This is a genomic window from Shewanella putrefaciens, from assembly GCF_016406325.1.
GTDB lineage: Bacteria > Pseudomonadota > Gammaproteobacteria > Enterobacterales > Shewanellaceae > Shewanella > Shewanella putrefaciens.
This window is the reverse complement of record NZ_CP066370.1, coordinates 540,898-562,111: the sequence shown is the minus strand read 5'-3', so window position 1 is coordinate 562,111 and position 21,214 is coordinate 540,898. Positions and strand designations below refer to the sequence as shown.

The window sequence follows — 21,214 nt, the reverse complement described above, 5'->3', positions numbered from 1 at the left end:
TGATAAAAGGGCATCGATTATAGCAAATCTAACTTTCGATAATTTTGTGCTTTTAAACGCAGCACTTCTTGCTCTGTTAACTCGTAATAATCGAACATTAAACGCTTTTCTTGCGGCTCAATATGGCGCATCTCTTCAAGTAACACCACCTTAGCATAACAATTAGCCCGTGCGACAATCGCGGCTTGAGGTGAGAGCTCACGATAACTTAAGGTTTGATCAAGTTCCTTTAATAACAAAGTTAATGGACTATGTTCAAACTCAAGTAGTGTTAATAATTGCCAATTAAGTTTCAGCCCATGATTTAACACTTGTTCAAAAACCACTTTAGCTGGGAATTCTGTTGCTATCACAGCATCGTATACTTCTTTATCGCGGCTGCTACTGGCTTCCCGTATCCAAGTTCCCCATGTTTTATCGAATAAGCGAGCACTTAAACTCAATACAACCGACGTGCCTAACTGGTTTAACAGAGCACTACTATAAACCAGTGCTGAGTCAGTATTGTGAAGCTTAGCCAGTGCATTGGCTGCAATACCGCTGATAATGCTGTAGCGCCAAAGTTTACGGGTAGTCCACAGCAATTTAGCATTGCCGCTAGGTAACCAGTTACGTAAACAAAAATAGGGAATAATTGTGCGAAGGTTCTCTATTCCAATGTAACTCATCACTAATTTGATATCAGTGACATGCACATCAGCCCCCTGAGGTCGATGGGCACGAAAGGCGGGACTGTTGACCATATTGGTTAAATCGCGACATAACCAACTTAGATTACTGATGAGCGGTCGTAATCGAGTGGCATCAAGGTTTTTTGCAAGTAGGAGTTCTAACAATAAAATTTGGGACTCATTGATATCAGCCTGCACCAAAACCAATTCAGGGGAGGCTAATTGATGCTCAATGGCGTTATTAACGGTTGCAGTTAATTGTTTCGACACCGCTTCAAAAACTTCTCGGGCTTGGAGCTGTTTCATCATACGCGCCAAAATGGCTTCGCGTTCAATATCCAACTTATTCGCATCGGCCTCAAGCTCCCTATCAAGTTCATCCAATAGTGTTGGACTCGCCTTTTGTTTGCCGAGGATTAATTGCTGATAGAGCCTATGCTCTATCTCTATAATTTTGCCAGGCCTTACGCCACCCGCTACCGAAATCGCCACTATTCATCTGTCCTATTAAGCCATGCCTGTGACGTCAATATTCTAAAATCCTAAAAAACATTATAATTTCAGCACATACACTCAATCTTAGCAATAAACAAACCCTGCTGCTTAGTACCTCTCAAATTTACTAACTTAAACATAAAAAAGGCCTCTTAAAGAGGCCTTTGTAAAACGCTAAACGCGCTTATTTGAGTTCTTGTTCAAATAGCTTATAGATACGACGATATTCATCTAACCAACTCGATGGCTGACGAAAACCGTGTGGCTCAACAGGATAAATTGCCATTTCAAACATCGGCTTTTCCAGTTCAATCAGGCGCTGCACCATGCGAACACTGTCTTGGAAGAAGACGTTATCGTCCATCACACCACTCATAATTAACAATGGCTTAGTTAATCCTTGGGCATGTTCAATCGGTGAACTGCGCTCATAGGCAATAGGATCCACATCAGGCGTGTTTAAAATGTTCGAGGTATAAGGAGCATTATAGTGTGCCCAATCTGCCACAGGGCGCAGTGCGGCGCCCGCTTGGAATAGATCTGGCGCGGTAAACAGCGACATAAAGGTTAAGAATCCACCGTAGGAGCCACCATAAGTACCGACACGTTGAGTATCGACATTGGCATGGTTCCCCATCCAAGTCACACCATCCTTTAAGTCCTCTACTTCGGGATGCCCCATATTGCGATAAATCGCAGTACGCCAATCACGGCCGTAACCCTTAGAGCCGCGGTAATCCATATCCATCACCACATAACCTTGTTGAGTTAATAGGTTATGGAACATAAACTCGCGGAAATAACCGCTAAAGCCATAGTCAGCATTTTGCAAATAACCTGCACCATGGTTAAAAATCACCGCAGGGTACTTTTCAGCGCGGGATTTATCATAGCCTTGGGGTAAATAGACTCGAGCATAAATATCACCTGCACCGTAATTTGACGGCACCGCCACCACTTCAGGCGCTTGCCATGGGTAGTTTTTAAAGGCATCACTCGTATAAGAAGTTAGTTGCTTTAACTCGCCGCCAATAGATTGAATATAGAGCTCATTCGGTTGTGTACGGCGTGAGGCATTGAGCAACAGCTTAGTTCCATCAGGGCTTAAGCTGTAATCTAAATTACCATCCCACTGAGTTAATTGCTCATTTTTACCCGTGGATATATTTACGCGGTGAACATTATAAATACCTGGATGATTTTGATTTGCTTTGTAATAAATAAAACTTGCATCCGGTGATAGCGTGATATCACTTACCACAAACTTACCTTGGGTTAACGCACGTGGCTTTTCGCCTAATGATTTAATGTAAAGTTGCGAATAACCTGTTTCTTCCGACAGATAGTAAAGCGTATCTGTCCCTGGCACCCAACCGAACTGGTTATAGTCATAGTTCACCCAAGCATCATCATGGAGGCGATGTTCAGTAATAAACTTCCCCTTTGAGAGGTCAACACTGGCTATCCAGCGATCTTTATTATCTGTGGCTTCCAACATGAGGGCGACTTTAGCGCCGGACTCATGCCACTGAATCGCACTTTGTGTCCAACCCCAATCCTGCATTAACTGAATTTTACGTGGTGCGAAAGTGCTTTGATAAGTTTCGCCTTTAGCCTTGGCATTCTCAGTTTTAACCTTTGCCAGTACATCCTCATCGAATCCTGTTAGGCCTTCAATGGTGATATTGATTTGTTTGTGCAGGGTTAGGTCAAGTAATACAAAGCGTTGCCCAGGTGGAGCATCTTCAGCTACACGAGCGCGCACAGGCACAGGATCGATATATCCTTTGGCACCAAGATAATTAGGCATGATGTCATGCTCATTACGGCCGTTATAATTTTTATCGGTTAACGCCACTAAAATATAACGGCCATCAGGAGACAGGCTAAGCTCAGAAACCACCTCACTATCGCCTAAATACCAAGTACTGGCCGCAAGCGTCGGATCGTTTTTCTGCAAATCATCATTGAACTTCGCCTTAGCTTTGGCGTTTTCCTGTTGCAGTGCCACATATTGAATTAATCTGTACTGCTGTTTAGCCAAATAAGTATTAGGCTCTTTTACCCCTTCTGGCGCTTTTGCCATTTTGATTTCGGCAAGCTGCTCAATTAACCCTGTCTCTTGATGAATTTGGAAAACATTATCCCCCTGCCAGTATGCAATGTCGCCATTATTCAAATAACGTACACCATCAATCGCAGTGCGTTGGCGAGTCAATTGGGTGATCTTCCCTGTACTTAACTGCTTAACAAAAATATTGCCTTGATAGAGGTAGGCTTTATAAGACTGCGTGGGATCTATGACCCCAAATTGCTGATCAGCGGTATGCAGCTTATCGATAGCTAACTCAAGCGCACTACTATCATCAATACCTTGCTGATAATAACTCCGCAAAGGTGCACCACTGGCTTGACGGGCAAAAAATACACTTTGACTATCATCACTCCAATAAGCTTCTTTAGCGAAAATCCCCATCCAATCGGGATTCGCCATAATTTGATTAAGCGTAAGGGCCTCTGAAACCTGCGGAGGTTGCGCCAATGGGACTTGGAACACCTGCGGCAATGATGTAGGGATTGACGTTTCTGTCGATGTTGCGGCACAACCCGCTAACACCGCAACGGTAAGTGCACTAAATCCCAAACTTCGGATTACGCTTTTCATTTATCCTTCCTTTTTATTGTTATCGCAACAGCCAAAGTATGATCTGTCTATCTTGTCTGTTTAGCGTAGTTTTGCGGCACTTATATCATATTTAGCGACTAAATTGACGCAAAAGGAGGGATAAATCTTGTAACAGAGAATGATAAAAGAGTGAATAAAAACGACTTTAACTTGGGGATAAAGATAAAAAGTTTGCTAAAAGATCAAGTCCTTGCTCAGTTAAAATTGATTCCGGGTGGAATTGCACCCCATAAAGCGGTAAATGTTGATGACTCATTGCCATAATCTCACGTCCATAGATAGGATCATCAAACCAAGCGTCGAGCACAAACCCCTCTGGCACGGCGTCCACAAGTAATGAATGATATCTTGTCACCGTCAAAGGGTGATTTAGCCCTGTAAATAATCGCTCACCACTGTGCTCAATTTCACTTACTTTGCCATGCATCACTCGCTCGGCACGAACGACATTCGCCCCAAAAACCTGAGCCATAGCTTGATGGCCTAAACACACACCTAAAATAGGTAAGTGTGTCGAAAAATGCTTAATCGCCGCGAGGGAAATTCCCGCTTCATTTGGAGAGCATGGGCCAGGGGAGATCACCAGATGAGAGGGTGCAAGGGCTTCAATCTCATCTAAGCTAATTTCATCATTACGTTTTACCACAATCTTTTGCCCTAGTTGCTGAAAATACTGCACTAAGTTAAAGGTAAAAGAGTCGTAATTATCGATCATTAACAGCATTAAAATACCAATAGGTTAATTTTAAAAGGCAATTAAAGAATAACCCAGCTATTAGCTGGGTTAGTTTTAATATTAGCGATTAAAAGAATTTATTCTTATCGCTTCAATCAGTACCGCTCTAGAACGGAATATCGTCATCCCAGCCATCATCCAAATCTGGCGTAAAATTCTGTTGTGGTTGTGGCGCAGGACGCTGTGCCGGTGCTGCAAGCGCTTGATAAGCTGGCGCAGGAGCGGCTTGTGGCTTAGGCGCATAACCACCTTGTTGTGATTGTTGAGCCTGTGGCTGACCATAACCTTGCTGCTGAGCAGGTGCTGGCGGAGCATATTGTTGCTGCGCAGGGGCTTGGTAAGCAGGTGCAGCTTGAGGCGCTGGCGCATACTGATTTTGTGCAGGAGCGGCTTGCTGAGGCGCTGACTGATAGCCTGCATTTTGTGGCATACCGCCGCCCATTGGCGCACCTTGTGCTTGACCACCTTGACCACGGCTACCTAGCATTTGCATGCTACCGCTTTGATCGATAACCACTTCAGTGCTGTAGCGATCTTGACCGCTTTGGTCTTTCCACTTACGAGTTTGCAGTTTACCTTCAAGATAAACCTGTGAACCTTTACGTAAATATTCACCTGTAATTTCAGCTAATTTGCCGAACAGAACCACACGGTGCCATTCGGTGCGCTCTTGCTGTTGACCCTGTTGGTCTTTCCACGATTCGCTAGTCGCTACTGTAATGTTTGCGACTGCATTACCGTTTGGCATATAACGCACTTCTGGATCTTGTCCCAAATTGCCAACCAAAATTACCTTGTTAACACCACGACTGGCCATTGAAATCTCCTGCGATTCTTTAAATAATCTATTAATTCAGTATGTTGTTTATCAGTGTTGCCATAAGGGAAAATCTAGGTCCCAAAATACTTTGGCTATCACACATATTATTGAGCAGAGCCTAACACAGCTCGGGCTTCTCTTAAATCGAAATGCTCGTCTACCTTGAGGTAAGCCACCTTCTCGTCCAGTACAACTATGGCTTCAACAACACCCATTAATTGCGATAACTGGGTTGCCATATCGCGCGCTTGTGCCTTATCTTTTACTTCGGCTTCTAAGGTGTAACTCTTTAACAGCACAGGATTTTGCATACCTAATGTCAGGAATAACCATATAGACATTAAGATCACAGCAACAATAAAGACCCCGACGGCGCCCACGAGCTGAAAAGCACCGCCACCGAGCATACCACCACAAAATGCCCCTAAGAATTGGCTTGTGGAATATACCCCCATGGCAGAACCTTTCTCCCCTACGGGACAGAATTTAGCAATTAAGCTCGGTAATGATGCCTCGAGATAGTTAAAACCAGTAAAAAATAATAATACCGCCACACTCAAAGCCCATAGATTACTGGCAAATACTGCCATACCAGCCAATGAACATATCATGATCACCAGCGCAATTTGGAACATGGCTTTAGTATTCTTACGCTTAACCCCAATGATGATTAACGGCACCATTAAAATAAATGCGCCCACGAAAGCGGGAAAATACAGCATCCAATGTTTTTCTTTAACCAGCCCCGCATCAACCAGATCTAGCGGTAAGGCCACAAATACAGCGGTAAGCACTAAATGCAGGATAAAAATCCCAGCGTTAAGCCTAAATAATTGCGGCTCAAGGAACATACGTTTGAGCTTAGCGGGCGTCGCTAAAGTATCTCCCTTGGGTGCCTGAGTGATGGGATTAGGCACTAAAAATTGGATCAACAGCATACCCACAATCGCCAATACAGCCGTTAACCAAAATAATCCAGTCAACCCAAGATGCTGCGCGACTATCGGCCCCATTAGCAAAGACAGGGCAAAGGATAGCCCGATGCACATGCCGATAATCGCCATCACCTTAGTGCGCTGCTCGTCGCGGGTTAAATCCGCGGCAAGCGCCAGCACTGCAGCGGCAATCGCGCCCATCCCCTGCACTGCTCGGCCAAACACAACGCCATAAATTGTATCTGCATTAGCTGCGATAACACTACCGACAGCAAACAACACTAAGCCACCAAGAATAATCGGCTTGCGACCATACTTGTCAGATAAAATCCCCATAGGGATTTGCAGCACGGCTTGAGTCAGACCATAGGCGCCGATAGCAATACCCACCCACAGAGGCGAAAAACCTTCGAGGTGCTGACCATAAAGCGCAAAGACGGGCATGATCATAAATAAGCCCATCATGCGTAAACCAAATACACTGGCTAAAGAAAACGCGACTTTTTTCTCAGTACCTGAAAGCCCGTTGTTACCCATGATTATGCCCTAATATGAAGTCTTTTAGGGGGCGCATGTTATCACACCCAAAAGGGTTTGCTCAAAAGGAAATCGTGGCCTAGTCCACAGTGTTTGCACGCCCTATTTGTCCTTGAAAAACGAGCATTCCACCTTCATAGGTCAATAACGCCATTACACTACCATTACAATATGCTAACCAAGCGGTCACGAATATAATGAAGGCCATATAACATATCGCATTAATCTTAGTTAATCCTCATAGACTTATATCCCAAAGGAAGTACAACACTCCTCTATAAAGGCTTAAAAGCGACAAGGTATGGAATAGGTTTAGATCACAGAATCAACTAAACTCAGCGGCAGAACTGTGCGATACTTATGCTCATTTTTTTTAAACGCATATGACTTGAGTGATAGATGGATAAGATTGAAATACGCGGCGCCCGCACCCACAATCTCAAAAATATCAACCTGACTATCCCAAGGGATAAACTGATTGTCATCACAGGTTTATCTGGGTCCGGCAAATCCTCCCTTGCATTTGATACTTTATATGCCGAAGGCCAACGACGTTACGTTGAGTCCCTATCAGCCTACGCTCGTCAGTTCTTAAGTTTGATGGAAAAACCCGATGTAGACCATATTGAAGGTTTAAGCCCAGCCATCTCTATCGAGCAAAAATCGACATCCCATAACCCGCGCTCTACGGTGGGGACCATTACCGAGATTTACGATTACCTACGTCTACTATTTGCTCGTGTAGGCGAGCCACGCTGTCCAACGCATAATCAACCTTTGGCAGCGCAAACCGTCAGTCAGATGGTCGATAAAGTATTGGAAATGCCCCAAGATAGCCGCTTAATGCTATTAGCCCCTGTGGTCAACGCCCGTAAGGGTGAACACGTTAAACTGCTGGAAGGCTTAGCCGCTCAGGGATATATCCGTGCCCGTATCGACGGTGAAGTATGCGATTTAACCGATCCACCAACACTGGATTTACACGTAAAACACACCATTGAAGTGGTCGTTGACCGTTTTAAAGTACGCGACGATATCCAGCAACGCTTAGCTGAGTCCTTTGAAACTGCACTAGAACTCTCCGGCGGCATTGCCATCGTTGCCAGCATGAATGAAGGTGACGGTAAGACCAAGAGTGACGAGCTCATCTTTTCCGCTAACTTTGCCTGCCCGCATTGCGGTTATTCGATGGCAGAATTAGAGCCACGGATTTTCTCCTTTAATAATCCTGCGGGGGCGTGCCCAACCTGTGACGGTTTAGGCGTGCAGCAATTTTTCGACCCAGAGCGCGTGATCACTAATACCGAGCTTTCACTGGCGGGCGGTGCGATTCGAGGCTGGGATAGACGCAACTTCTATTATTTCCAAATGCTCAGTTCACTTGCCGAGCATTATAAGTTCGATGTTGAAGCCCCCTTCGAACAACTGAGTGAAAAAGTCCGCAAAATCGTACTCTATGGTTCAGGCAAAGAAAGCATTGCCTTTAAATACATTAATGACCGTGGCGATGTAGTGGTGCGTAATCACCCCTTCGAAGGCATTCTAAACAATATGGACAGGCGCTATCGCGAAACCGAAAGTAACTCAGTACGTGATGAATTAGCCAAGTTTATCAATACCCAAGCCTGTCAAAGCTGTGGTGGCTCACGTCTACGCGAAGAGGCCCGTCATGTGTTTATTGGCGATCTCAACCTACCCAAACTCACCACTTGGTCAATTGGTGAAGCCTTGGACTACTTCGAGAAAGTCGAATTTAGCGGTCAGAAGGCGCAGATCGCTGAGAAAATTTTGAAGGAAATTCGCGATCGCTTAGGCTTTCTTGTCAACGTAGGTCTCAATTATTTGAGCCTGTCACGTTCGGCTGAAACCCTTTCCGGCGGTGAAGCCCAGCGTATTCGACTCGCCAGCCAAATCGGTGCAGGGCTCGTCGGCGTGATGTATGTGCTCGACGAACCCTCAATTGGTCTGCATCAAAGGGATAACGAACGCCTGTTGCAAACCCTGATCCATCTGCGGGATTTGGGTAACACTGTGATTGTGGTTGAGCATGACGAAGATGCGATCCGTATGGCGGATCATGTGATCGATATCGGTCCAGGCGCAGGAGTGCACGGCGGCGAAGTTATTTGCGACGGTCCGATTGAGAAGATCATCGCCTGTGAAGCATCTGTCACTGGTCAATATATTTCCGGTAAGCGCAGCATTCATATCGATACGCCGCGCATTCCGTTTGACAAAAACCAAGTCATCCAATTATTTGGCGCTCGCGGTAACAACCTGCGCAATGTCGATTTAACCATTCCTGTGGGATTATTCACTTGTGTGACAGGTGTGTCAGGATCAGGTAAGTCGACCTTAATCAACGATACCTTCTTCAAAATCGCCCATAGGATGCTCAACGGAGCGACTGTGGATGAGCCGTCACCCTATGATCGCATCGAAGGGATGGAACTGTGCGACAAAGTGGTCGATATCGACCAAAGCCCGATTGGCCGCACGCCGCGCTCGAATCCTGCCACTTATACGGGCATCTTCACCCCGATCCGCGAGATTTTTGCCGGCACCCAAGAGTCACGTACTCGAGGTTATCAAGTCGGCCGTTTCTCCTTTAACGTCAAAGGTGGACGCTGTGAGGCTTGCCAAGGCGACGGCTTGATCAAGGTCGAAATGCACTTCCTACCCGATGTGTATGTGCCCTGCGATTCCTGTAAAGGTAAGCGCTATAACCGCGAAACCTTAGAAGTACGCTATAAAGGCAAGAATATTCACGAAGTACTGCAGATGACAGTGGAAGATGCGCGTCAGTTCTTCGATGCCGTACCTGCCATTGCCCGTAAACTGCAAACCTTGATGGATGTGGGTTTGTCCTATGTGCGCCTCGGCCAGAGCGCGACCACGCTTTCGGGCGGTGAAGCCCAAAGGGTGAAACTCGCCAAGGAGCTGTCCAAACGTGACACAGGTAAAACCTTGTATATCTTGGACGAACCGACCACAGGCTTACACTTTGCCGATATCCAACTACTGCTCGATGTACTGCATCGCCTTAAATCCCACGGCAATACCATAGTGGTGATTGAGCATAATCTGGATGTAATCAAAACCGCAGACTGGATTATCGACTTAGGGCCAGAAGGCGGCGGTGGTGGCGGCATGATCTTAGCCACAGGCACGCCAGAAGACGTCGCCGAACATCCAACCTCCCATACGGCACGCTTCTTAAAGCCACTGTTAAAACGGGATGTTGAACTGGCAAAGGCTAAAAAAGCCAAGGCGTAAAAACCAACCGCGATTATATTTAGAAGCGCAGTCGTTTAAGGACTGCGCTTCTTTAACTGAGTCTGCATTTGAATTACTTCAATTAAATGTTGAATATTTAAAGAATTAATGGGAAGTGGCGCGTTTCTTGCTCAGTTTTAGCGAAAAAAATGCAGAAAACAGGTTAAATAGTGTGACTCTGATTGGTAAAGTGGCTGCTATGCTGCTATAATCCGTCGTTCGCGGGAAATCGACACGGGGTTGATTTTCTGTCTGTGAAACTATTAGCGCCATTTCGCGCGCGCATCCACAAGGCTACAACCCAATGTCATCCGATGAAAGAACTTTCCGTGAACTCGGCCTGTCCGAGAATTTGTTGCGTGCTCTTGACGAGCTAGGTTATGAAAAACCCACGCCAATCCAATCAGCCAGTATTGATCCACTTATGGCTGGCAAAGATATTTTAGGTCAAGCGCAAACAGGTACAGGTAAAACTGGCGCCTTCGCGCTGCCGCTACTTAACAAAGTCACCAGCCAAACTACACCGCAAATTTTAGTATTAGCGCCAACGCGTGAATTAGCGGTTCAGGTTGCTGAAGCATTTAGTAGCTATGCCAAATTTATGAAGAATTTCCACGTTCTGCCAATTTACGGCGGTCAAAGCATGCAACAACAGTTGAATGCCCTGAAACGTGGTCCACAGGTTATCGTGGGTACGCCAGGTCGTGTTATGGACCATATGCGTCGCGGTACCTTGAAACTTGATTCATTAAAAGCACTCGTGCTTGATGAAGCCGATGAAATGTTAAAAATGGGCTTCATCGACGATATCGAATGGATCCTTGAGCACACGCCAAGCGAGCGCCAATTGGCGTTATTCTCTGCCACTATGCCAGAGCAAATTAAGCGTGTTGCTAACCAACATTTACGCAGCCCTGTGCATGTTCGTATCGAATCAAGCCAAACAACGGTTGAATCAATCGAACAGCGTTTTGTGCAAGTGTCACAACACAACAAACTTGAAGCTTTAGTACGTGTATTAGAAGTTGAAAACACTGAAGGTGTGATCATATTCGTGCGTACTCGTAACTCATGTGTTGAGTTAGCTGAAAAGTTAGAAGCCCGCGGTTATGCTTCATCACCACTACACGGTGACATGAACCAGCAAGCCCGTGAGCGTGCAGTTGACCAACTGAAACGTGGCAAGTTAGACATTCTGATCGCGACTGACGTTGCGGCCCGTGGTCTTGACGTTGAGCGTATTGGTCACGTTGTGAACTACGATATTCCGTATGATGCCGAAGCTTATGTGCACCGTATTGGCCGTACAGGCCGTGCTGGCCGTACTGGTATGGCAATCCTGTTTGTGACAAGCCGTGAAATGCGCATGCTGCGCACTATCGAGCGTTCAACTAACAGTCGTATTTCACCAATGAAAATCCCAAGTCCAGAGACAGTTGCAGAACGTCGTCTGTCTCGCTTAGGTGAGCAATTGGCTGAAACCATCAACGGCGATTTAGATTTCATGAAAGAAGCTGTTGCTCAATTATGCCAACAGTTAGAAGTCGATACCGATCTGCTAGCCGCAGCCTTGTTACAGCAAGTTCAACAAGAACGTCCTTTGCAATTGCCAGCCATTCAAGAACGTGTTCGTGATGAACGTAATGAGCGCAGTGAACGTAGCGACCGCGGAAGTGATCGTAATGACCGTGGTGGTGAGCGTGGTGAACGCAGAAGTCGCGAACCGCGTCCAATGCCAGCCAGCTTAGGCTCAGCTGAAGCGTTGAAAGACAACCCAGATTTAAAAATGTGTCGTTACGTTATCGACGTAGGTCGTGAGAATGGTGTGGGTGTGGGTAACATCGTTGGCGCTATCGCGAACGAAGCCAACATTGACAGCCGTTACATTGGCGCAATCCAACTTTACGATGCAGTGACTACCGTTGACCTGCCAGACGGCATGCCAAAAGACGTGTTACAGCACCTACGTAAAGTACGTGTTTGTGGCAAGCCATTGAACATCCGCGAAGCTGGCGATCAAGTATTTGTTGATTCAGGCCGCAGTGCTCGTTCAGACCGTCCTGCTGGTGACCGTAAACCACGTGGCGATCGTCCAACGGGTGACCGCCCAGCGGGTGATCGTAAGCCTCGCGCTGCGTCTACGGGTGACAAACCATTTGCTGATCGCAAACCACGTGCAGACAAACCTGCCGGTGAGCGTAAGCCACGTAAACCACGTGAAGACTAATCTAGCTTAAGCTAGAGACTAAAAAAGGAGCCTAGGCTCCTTTTTTGTTGGCTTGATTTTGTCTTAGTTTGCCTTTAGCAAAGATAAAGCTTAGTGTCTAATATCCAAAGAGTTTAATGGCATAAGTAATCGACTCCCATGAAAAAAGCCCTTACCGCTGGACTATTATCCGCCTTCGTCGCCCCCGGCAGCGGCCATTTCTATCTTAAGCATAAACGCACTGGCCTAGTGTTTTTTGTACTGGCAATACTGAGTCTCGGCCTGATGCTGCAACAAGTCATGCAAGTCGCACAGCTTATCTCGCTGGATATTCAAACTGGCGTTTTGCCGTTGGATATAGGCGTGATTGCGGCCGAAGTGACCAAACAAACCACCGCAACTATTCGGGATGGTGCAGACAAGTTAATGTATGGCTTTATCCTCTGCTGGCTAATTGCCTTACTAGATAGTGTGCGCTTGGGACTGAAACAAGATAAGCAAGATGCAGTCACGGCCCAAAACAATGCCTAGTCGCCAACTGTCCATGCTTCAATAAAGCTATGGTAGCAAGTAACGAGCATATCGGCGCCCTTGGCATAATCGGGAATGGTTTCAGGACAATAGAGGGCGCAGCGGCTACCTGCATTACGCGCAGTTTGCAGATCAAACAGATAATCGCCTATATATAAAATATCAGCGGGCGCGAGTTGCCACTGCTGGCAAATAAGGTGAATACCTTCGGGATGCGGCTTAGGCTCTGCATCGTAACGGGTCAGCACTAAAGGGATATCAATACCCAGTTTTTCGATAGTAATTTGCGCCGCTTCTGGCATATTGCGAGTCAAAATAGCCAAGGGCAGTGACTTGGCCCGTAGGCATTCGATAAGCTCCCTCGCGCCATCAATCCAACGAGCATTGAGTGAACTTTGCCTTTCGTACTCATGGACAATGTCTAACGCCTTAGCCCGTGCTTCACCAGTACTGAGACTCTCAACATGGGCCAAGATATCCGTGCCAGAATGAATCCCCAATTCACGCCGCAGCCCAGCAAAATCGGGATTAGAATGCGCAAGCGTACCGTCGAGATCGAAGATGACGCCACGGATATCCTGAAGTTTTAATTCGCTGAGTCTAGTGATCACTGGCCTTTCCCATAAATAAAATGTATGCGTTAGGCAGCCTGTAAACGCTTCGCCTGACGATTACGGTACATAGGCAGCAATTGCACCACCATCACAGACACAATAATCACGCCAATCCCCAGCAGAGATAGACCATCTAATTCATCAGCACGGAATACTTCTGGCCACCAGCCAAGGCTCACCACTAACGCCGTGGCACTAAAGCTAAATACGGGTGTTAGGGCCAACATGGCGCTCACCTGTGCCGTCGGCCAATATTTTATCGACTGACCAAAACAACCATAAGCGATCAGTGTATTGGCAGCGCAAAACAGGGCAACCTGCCAATCGAAACTGTCCATGTTGGCGAACTGACTAAAGTCACTAAAGGGTGCCATAACCACAATGCCTAAACCATAGAGCACTAATAGTACGTTCGCGGGCGATAAACGGTTCAATAAGGATTTTTGTAATAACGCATAGGTCGTCCACGATAAGGCAGAGAACTGAATAATCATCACCCCAAGCCAAACCTGATGATTATCCGATGCAGAAAAATCTAAATACGGATGGAAAAACATCAACATACCTAATGCTAAAGTCGCAAAACAGCTGAGCTGCACCGCATTAAGCCGTTCCTTAAAAAACAACACACCACCAAAGGCGAGGAAAAAGGGTGAGGTTTGGAAGTTAAGCTGGGCGGCACCCGGTGCAAGAAAATCGAGGGAATACACAAATGAAACGTAGTTAAGCATCAAAAAGATGCCAGCAAGCACCAACCTTAACCAGGCCGTTCCCGTCAGTCCCGCAAATTGTTTTAAACTGCCCGCACTCCACTGGATAACTAAGCTCACTAGCCATGCGACTAAAAAACGAAACCAAGTCAAAGTAATGGGATCGATAAACGCACCCGACAGTTTCAATGCTATGGGTAAAATACCCCAAAATAAAACCGCAACTGAGATGAATAGGAGCCCGAGTTGAGCATGATTATTTGCCTGAGGGGCGTTATGGCTAAGATTCACGAAGGAGTCCAGTAGAAACCGCAAAATGGACAGCCATTCTGGCACTGAGCTAACACAATATCTAGCGGATCATCATGGAAACATTCGCGTTAGATTGGATACTTTAGCTGACACTTATGTGAGGCAAGTATCAGCATCTTACGATGGCTGAAATATTGGCCCTACGTTTGAATCAACGACAGCAGATTTACCCCGAAAGCCAACATTGGCATTTCCCGCGTTGCCAATAACCGAGTATATTTGGCCCATAAAAATGGCTTCTGCCACACTCTCTAGGCCACTTCTTTTTAAGCTAACGCTTTAAATAGGAAAGTTAATGTTATCTACCGCCACACTCGAACAAGTTAAAACGCATATTAATACTGCAGCCAAAGAATTAGCCGAGCGCCGCGCCGCAGGCACGAGCGGCGATTTACTGATCCCAGAACTAAGGCCAACCAGCTTCGAACAGGCCTTCGCTATTCAACAAACCGTGGCAGAAATATATAAGGCAAGCGATAACAATCCTATCGCAGCGTGGAAATGCCTCTTACCCTCGGCGGAAAAAACCGTCGTAGCGCCTATTTATCAAGCTGATGTGTATCAACAATCGACCACTTGCTCACTCTATCCATCAACTAAAGGGCTTGCCCGAGTCGAACCCGAACTCGCCTTCGAGATTGCTCGCGATTTACCGCCAAGAGCCACGCCTTACACTGAGGCTGAAATCGATGCGGCCTTAGGCCACACACGCTTAGCCTTGGAATTGATCAAAAGCCGCTACCACACACCCAGTGAAGCGACGCATTTTGATGCCCTCGCCGATGGCTTAGTCAATCAAGGGCTGTGGTTAGGGCCAGTACTTAATCCGCAAGAAGGTTTAGAGACGAGCCGTTTTGAACTCCGCGTTGATATTCAGGATGGCGACACTCTGCAAAAATCCGCCATTCATCCTAACGGTTTCCCTAAGGCGGGACTCTACTGGTTAGTTAACTTTTTATCCGCCCAAGGCATTGGCTTAACGCAAGGGCAATATGTGATCACAGGCTCCTACGCTGGCGTGCTCGATCTGCCATTGGCACAGGTCTGCAAATTTGAATACGGCGCGCTTGGGCAGTTCGCCGTGACTTTTATTGCCAAATAATCCGGTAGTCATTTAGTCATAACAACAAATAAAGTAAGCGACCCAGTGACAACTGGGCTCGCCTATTTTCAATCTAAGTGCTCAGCACCTCTACCGCAAATTAACAAAAACCAAACTGACTTGTCCCATAATCCACATCTATGTATCATCCAACTTCATTAATAATAAGGATATATAGAATGTCACACGGAAAAATGCTGCCAATTGCCTGTCTTCTTGCCCTCACTTTAGGCACTTCTCTTAGCGTGCATGCCTCAGAAAATAGCTTTGCCAAAGCCTATAGTGACTATCAAGCCGCCGTTGAAAAGGGCGATGCCGCGAATATTGAAGCGAGTGCTAAAACCGCTTATCAACTCGGCGAAGCTCAATATGCCAAGGACAGTATCGACTTAGCGAATCTCGCCATAAACTGGGCCAGCGCAATAGAAAAGCAAGTTGCACCCTACCCATTTACAGAAAAAAACCTAGCACAAACTGCCAAGGCGAATGAGCTATATCAAATCGCATTAGCAAACTATAAAGTCCATTACGGCAAAGAGGCACTGGAGCTTATCGATCCCTTGCTAGGATCTGCTACAACCGAGAGCAAAGCTAAGGTTGCAAAAGATTACCTGCAAGCAGCAATTGATATCGCAGAAAAATCGGATAATAAAAAACTCATAGCCGATGTAAAAATGGCTGCCTTCAATCGCTTATCCAATACTGAGCTATACACCAAAAGCATAAGAAACTATGCCTTCGATGCCTATGATATTTATAAAGAAATTCTTCCCGAAAATGCATTAGATAGAGTCAAGGCAACCTATGTGGTGGGTGCCGTTGAGTATGCAGAAAAGCATGATGACAAAGCGATTCCATTGCTTTTAGAAGTCGTTAAGCAGTTTGAAGCCCTTAACTTTAGCCATCCCTATGCCTTAAGTGCCCACGCTTATTTAGTCGAACTCTATGAGCGCCGAGGAAAGCGTGAGGAGTCCACCGCTCACTGTATTGCTATCGGCAAAATGCGCCCATGGGCCGACGCACAGGAACAACAACCTATTTTCCGTATTAACCCTAAATATCCATTATCCTATGCCCAACAACGGAAAAGTGGCTGGGTTCAGCTTAAATTTACCGTAGATGAACATGGTTTCGTGAAAAATCCTGAAATTTTAGCCTCTAATGGTGGCATTTTATTTGAAAAAGAGAGCATTAAAGCCCTAGATAAATGGCGTTACGCACCAAAGTTTGAAAATGGTAAAGCGGTTGAAGCACAAACTAGCGTGCAACTGGATTACACCATAGATAAGTAACCCACTACCTATGAATAGCCTGTAATCAAGAAATAGCCGTTACTTCGCCTCATAACCTAGCCCATCCCTCACACTCGATGGGCTTTTTTCATCCTGCGCTTTAAGCTGGTCCTGACTTAAACCCAGCTTGAGTTGGCTTAAACAAGCTTGGCAAATACACGCATCGCTAGGCGGTAAAATAGGGCTTAATGCCCCTTGCAGCGAACCTGATGCTTGCGCTTGCAAGGCGGCCAAAGGTGGAAATGTTTGCAGAGCGCACCAACAGTCCTTAATGCCCTTACCTAAAATCACAGCACATTGATTCGCGCCTTGGCACAAAGGGCAAATTTTCGCAGTTTCGAACTTAGGTTGTTCCGATGGCTGAGACACGGTAATCCTTATTGCAAGATAAGTTGTTATAGCACGTAGATCATAATAGATTTTTGCAACTCAGGCTTAGTTGTTTCCCACCAAAGCTGCTGAGTTATGCAGCATTAATTGCCATTGTTTTCCCAGTGACACGCCTGCTTATGATTTAAAAAAAAGTGTTAATAATGTCCTAGGCATTATAGTGATATTCTCTATGCCCCTATCGGTCAGATACAATAAAGTATCCTTTCTGATTTGCTAAAAGATTAAGTACTTGTATTCCAGTGACACGCCATAAACTCATCCCTGAGGGCTCGACGGCGGCATCCTTGCCGCCAACGGTCACTTCCATGCAAGTACTTAATCTCGTTAATTCCCGAGTATACCTGTCGCTAAATTTAACAATGGATGTTTCAATAAAGTTCAATTGGTTGTATTCATCAAGTTATCTAACTTAAATGATATTTTGATGTATTCATTTGGCTCAGTGAACCGCATTCCTGTGCTATAGCAAGTGTGTTCACAGATGCATACATGGTGATTTCATTTTGGAGGTATATAAGAAATGTGGAAATGTTTGAGAAATATACATTTGAAATTAACTAATTGATTTTACATACTAGCTTTTCAGGCAAAATATAAGATTAAAAGTAGTTCTAGGGAGTAAGAAATGCAGTTGTTTTTTCATGATGTAGGGCTGAAGGGCGCAAATGAAGATTTTCCCAAGACTGTTTTCGGTGACATTTCAATTGATGACATAGTAGAGCATTCTCCTGCTGAGCTTAAGGATGAAATTAGTCAAACTCTTTCTGCTGAATTTCCTACGGGCTTTTGTAATGTTTGGGGTGTACCTGACGGTGCTAAAAGCATTATCAAACATTTAAACACTAACGATGTCATGTTACTTATCAAAACTACAGGCGGGTTGGGAGACATGCCTGCATTGTGTCATATCAAAGGTTTTTGGCGCGTACATATGCCAGTATTATCTAAGTTTTTGTGGGGTAGTAATCATTTCCCATATGTATTTTTCTTTAAAACTCAAAATATTGACTTAACGTGGTTTCAGTTCAAAGAAGATGTTAAGTATATGCCGAAGTTTAGGCCAAGCGGCAATGTTTATAGAGTCCGTGAAGATAGGCTTACACACTTTGGTGGTGTAGAGGGATATGTTAATCGGCTTTTGAACAAGACTATAAGCGTAACTAATGTACTTGACTTAAAAGTCCAAGAAAATACACAAAGCTATGAATACGAGGAAGGTGAACGTCATACCAAGGAGGTCAATTATTTCAGGAGAAATGCTAAGTTAGTTAAGGAAGCAAAAGAGCATTTAGGCTATGTTTGTCAGGCATGTGGTTTTGACTTTGAGAAAGTCTACGGTGATATCGGAAAAAATTATATTGAGTGCCATCACTTAAATCCACTGTCAGAGAGAGATGAGGATCTTACTAGTACAATCAATGATGTATGTATGCTTTGTTCAAATTGCCACAGAATGATTCATAGAATTAGACCTGCCATGAGCGTTGCAGAGTTTAGACAAATTATTAAAAGTAATCTTACTAATATTGATGATGGATGGCCTTTAAACTAGAAGCGATTCTTGTTTTTAACTATACCTAAATTTGACTATCCAAAAGATATTGTTGTCACATATAGGTGTAACAACTCCGATAAACGAAAACAATAAACCAGTGTAGAATCAGCTCCTTAGAAAACGTAGAGAGGGTTCGACTCCCCCGATATGTTTTGCACACTCAAGATAGTTTAATAAGCCACCCATGGCTAAATTCTCTGTGTACTTTAGATCAACAGATAACACTAATGCTCGAAAGGTGAGTCATGGTGATTTGCGAGACGACCGTCCGCCCCATGGACGGGGCGGTCGAGCATCCACGGATGGACTGGCTGCGTGTCGGTGAGCGAATACCATGACAAGCCGATACTAGCGGGCTAAACCATTAAGTATTAATACCCTGAAATCACAGAGCGCTCAGTAGAATTGACCAACACATATTTGACCAATAAAAAAGCCAGCAAAGCTAAATACTTGCTGGCTTTTCTGTCTAACTTATTCACTCGCTTTATAACATCACACGAGCACTTAATCTCAGCGGCTCAACTACGACTTCTTAGGAAAAATAGGATAGGCCTCAGCGCCTAACACTTTGCCATCGACTGTGACACCATAGTAGTCGCTGTCATTATGGTATTTCTCCTGCGCTTGCTTCACATCACCCTTGTTACGTGGGTCCTGCGGACGCTCGTGGGAGTTGATGTAAGCGGCAACATCCCAAGCTTGTTGGTTCGTCAACTGCATACTCTTACCAAAGGGCATATTTTCATAAATGAAAAATGCGGCAGTATTGACCCTGCGCATTCCCGCTCCCCAGTTATAACTTTGAGGTCCCCACAGCGGCGGCAGTGTATACACGCCCGCAATGGCTTGACCTTGCCCATCGGCGCCATGGCACGCTTGGCAATGGGCGACATACACGGCTTTACCTCGTTCAGGTGAATAGGCTTGTTCGGGTTTTGGGATCTCAGGATAAGCTCGGCCCGGCAAGTTAGCACGCTGTTCAACTGTCATCGTCTTAGCTAATGCCTCTGGTAATGGGAAGTCATCCCGCTTAGCACCTTTGACTAACTCAGCATCACTGATCTCAGGAACAGGACCACTGATATTAGCCTCATCCATCAAGCCGCCCATGCCTAACCAATAGGCGTAGGCAGAAAGCGCCACTAACTCAGGGCTACCCGACGCTGGGGCTTTACCATTCATCGAATAGTTAAAACAGCCTTGAATGCGTTCTTCAAAGCTACTGACTTTATCATCTTTTTTACGATACGCCGGATAAGCAAAATACGCGCCCCAGAGGGGTGATGCATTGGCTTTACGGCCTGCGTCCATATGGCAATTGGTGCAGTTAAGCTCATTACCTACATACTTATCACGCAGCTGTTGGGTATTCACAAACAGTTGATAACCTAAACGCACTTTGTCACCAAAGGCGCCTTCGGGAATCGCACTCAAAGGTCTAGGGGTAAGATAGGTTTGATCCGCTACCTTAGGGAAAGAAGGCAGCGGAGCTTGCTTATCTGGCCGTTCTTGTACTGGCTCAGTTTCAGCTTGCGCCTGAACGGTTAACGACCCCATCGCGGCCAATAATAACATTGCGGAATATTTCATGGCCGGCTCCTTATTTTAAATTCGCAAAGTAGTTGGCTAACGCATCAATCTCGGCGACGGTGAGCTTATTCGCGACGCTCCCCATCATGCCATCGACATCACCTTTACGTGTTCCCGACTGCCACGCCAATAATTGCGTTTTGATATAACTCGCCTGTTGACCTGCTAAGCGAGGAAATAAGCCGCCACCTAATGCAGAAGGACCATGGCAGGTCACGCAGGCGGGTAAACCACGGGACCAATCACCTTGATAGGCTAAACGAGCGGTGTCGTCATTAAAAACAACTTGTTCACCACGGATAACGGGCTTGACGTCAGTGGTTGGCTTTGCCGAAAAATAGCTCGACACTTGCTCAATACCGTCACCTTGGAGCGTCATTGCCATAGGCATCATGGTCGCATTTTGGCGAACGCCCGTTTGGAAATGCTGCAACTGTATCGAGATATATTCTTTAGATAATCCCGCTAATCGAGGGCCGAGTGGTTCAATACCCTCACCCTCTGCCCCATGGCAAGACACACAGAGTTGCGCTGCAGGTGGGATAATGTCCATCGATTGTTTGCCAGAAGGCGCATCAGAGGCGGCTGCATAACCGCTGCATAGGGTTAGACCTATGACGAATGTTCTAATATTCATTTTCTATCCTGAAAGAGAGGTAAGCTCTAAAGCATAGGGATAAGGTTATTTATGTGGGTTTGCTCACACATAATGCTTGTTACCTTACTCCGCAAACCTAAAAACGACAAGCA

16 protein-coding genes are annotated in these 21,214 nt (G+C 45.7%); 6 read left to right on the top strand and 10 right to left on the bottom strand.

The window, feature by feature from the left end:
- Nucleotides 1-17: 17 nt before the first annotated feature.
- The 5 genes from JEZ96_RS02575 to JEZ96_RS02555 all read right to left on the bottom strand — a co-directional run bounded on the left by JEZ96_RS02575 (nt 18) and on the right by JEZ96_RS02555 (nt 6,880).
- On the bottom strand, nt 18-1,163 hold the full coding sequence (locus JEZ96_RS02575) for an HDOD domain-containing protein (protein ID WP_011918636.1): 1,146 nt from the start codon (nt 1,161-1,163) through the stop codon (nt 18-20).
- Nucleotides 1,164-1,350: 187 nt separating this feature from the next.
- Nucleotides 1,351-3,831, bottom strand: a complete 2,481-nt coding sequence (locus JEZ96_RS02570; RefSeq protein WP_061783036.1) for a S9 family peptidase — start codon at nt 3,829-3,831, stop codon at nt 1,351-1,353.
- Between the two features lie 166 nt (nt 3,832-3,997).
- Complete coding sequence (locus tag JEZ96_RS02565) at nt 3,998-4,576, bottom strand: anthranilate synthase component II (RefSeq protein WP_011790776.1); 579 nt, start codon at nt 4,574-4,576, stop codon at nt 3,998-4,000.
- 118 nt (nt 4,577-4,694) lie between these two features.
- Nucleotides 4,695-5,405, bottom strand: a complete 711-nt coding sequence (ssb, locus tag JEZ96_RS02560; RefSeq protein ID WP_128090184.1) for a single-stranded DNA-binding protein — start codon at nt 5,403-5,405, stop codon at nt 4,695-4,697.
- A 107-nt stretch (nt 5,406-5,512) separates the two neighbouring features.
- Nucleotides 5,513-6,880 (bottom strand): MFS transporter, encoded by a 1,368-nt coding sequence (locus JEZ96_RS02555; RefSeq protein WP_061783035.1) that lies wholly within the window; start codon nt 6,878-6,880, stop codon nt 5,513-5,515.
- Nucleotides 6,881-7,279: 399 nt separating this feature from the next.
- Here JEZ96_RS02555 and uvrA point away from each other — a divergent pair, with 399 nt between their 5' ends.
- The 3 genes from uvrA to JEZ96_RS02540 all read left to right on the top strand — a co-directional run bounded on the left by uvrA (nt 7,280) and on the right by JEZ96_RS02540 (nt 12,893).
- Nucleotides 7,280-10,156: an excinuclease ABC subunit UvrA gene (gene uvrA, locus JEZ96_RS02550; RefSeq protein ID WP_061783034.1), complete on the top strand. Its 2,877-nt coding sequence runs from the start codon at nt 7,280-7,282 to the stop codon at nt 10,154-10,156.
- Between the two features lie 304 nt (nt 10,157-10,460).
- Nucleotides 10,461-12,383, top strand: coding sequence for a DEAD/DEAH box helicase (locus tag JEZ96_RS02545; RefSeq protein ID WP_011790780.1), 1,923 nt, complete (start codon nt 10,461-10,463; stop codon nt 12,381-12,383).
- Between the two features lie 138 nt (nt 12,384-12,521).
- On the top strand, nt 12,522-12,893 hold the full coding sequence (locus JEZ96_RS02540) for a DUF6677 family protein (protein ID WP_011790781.1): 372 nt from the start codon (nt 12,522-12,524) through the stop codon (nt 12,891-12,893).
- Here JEZ96_RS02540 and JEZ96_RS02535 read toward each other — a convergent pair.
- Both JEZ96_RS02535 and JEZ96_RS02530 read right to left on the bottom strand, forming a co-directional pair.
- A complete protein-coding gene (locus JEZ96_RS02535) occupies nt 12,890-13,504 on the bottom strand; it encodes an HAD family hydrolase (protein WP_014609813.1) in 615 nt (204 codons plus the stop codon). The genes JEZ96_RS02540 and JEZ96_RS02535 overlap by 4 nt on opposite strands.
- A gap of 29 nt (nt 13,505-13,533) precedes the next feature.
- Nucleotides 13,534-14,508 carry a DMT family transporter gene (locus JEZ96_RS02530; RefSeq protein WP_014609812.1) on the bottom strand — a complete coding sequence of 325 codons (975 nt, stop codon included), beginning with the start codon at nt 14,506-14,508 and terminating at the stop codon, nt 13,534-13,536.
- A gap of 316 nt (nt 14,509-14,824) precedes the next feature.
- Between JEZ96_RS02530 and JEZ96_RS02525 the strand changes: the two genes are divergently transcribed.
- Nucleotides 14,825-15,631 carry a hydratase gene (locus JEZ96_RS02525; RefSeq protein WP_025008377.1) on the top strand — a complete coding sequence of 269 codons (807 nt, stop codon included), beginning with the start codon at nt 14,825-14,827 and terminating at the stop codon, nt 15,629-15,631.
- 179 nt (nt 15,632-15,810) lie between these two features.
- Nucleotides 15,811-16,923: an energy transducer TonB gene (locus JEZ96_RS02520; RefSeq protein WP_025008378.1), complete on the top strand. Its 1,113-nt coding sequence runs from the start codon at nt 15,811-15,813 to the stop codon at nt 16,921-16,923.
- A gap of 39 nt (nt 16,924-16,962) precedes the next feature.
- Here JEZ96_RS02520 and JEZ96_RS02515 read toward each other — a convergent pair whose 3' ends face one another.
- Complete coding sequence (locus JEZ96_RS02515; RefSeq protein ID WP_025008379.1) at nt 16,963-17,292, bottom strand: cysteine-rich CWC family protein; 330 nt, start codon at nt 17,290-17,292, stop codon at nt 16,963-16,965.
- A 649-nt stretch (nt 17,293-17,941) separates the two neighbouring features.
- Here JEZ96_RS02515 and JEZ96_RS02510 point away from each other — a divergent pair.
- Nucleotides 17,942-18,868: an HNH endonuclease gene (locus JEZ96_RS02510; protein ID WP_025008380.1), complete on the top strand. Its 927-nt coding sequence runs from the start codon at nt 17,942-17,944 to the stop codon at nt 18,866-18,868.
- A gap of 528 nt (nt 18,869-19,396) precedes the next feature.
- Here JEZ96_RS02510 and JEZ96_RS02505 read toward each other — a convergent pair.
- Complete coding sequence (locus JEZ96_RS02505) at nt 19,397-20,464, bottom strand: c-type cytochrome (protein WP_128090185.1); 1,068 nt, start codon at nt 20,462-20,464, stop codon at nt 19,397-19,399.
- A gap of 10 nt (nt 20,465-20,474) precedes the next feature.
- Nucleotides 20,475-21,101 carry a c-type cytochrome gene (locus JEZ96_RS02500; RefSeq protein ID WP_061783465.1) on the bottom strand — a complete coding sequence of 209 codons (627 nt, stop codon included), beginning with the start codon at nt 21,099-21,101 and terminating at the stop codon, nt 20,475-20,477.
- Nucleotides 21,102-21,214 lie beyond the last annotated feature (113 nt).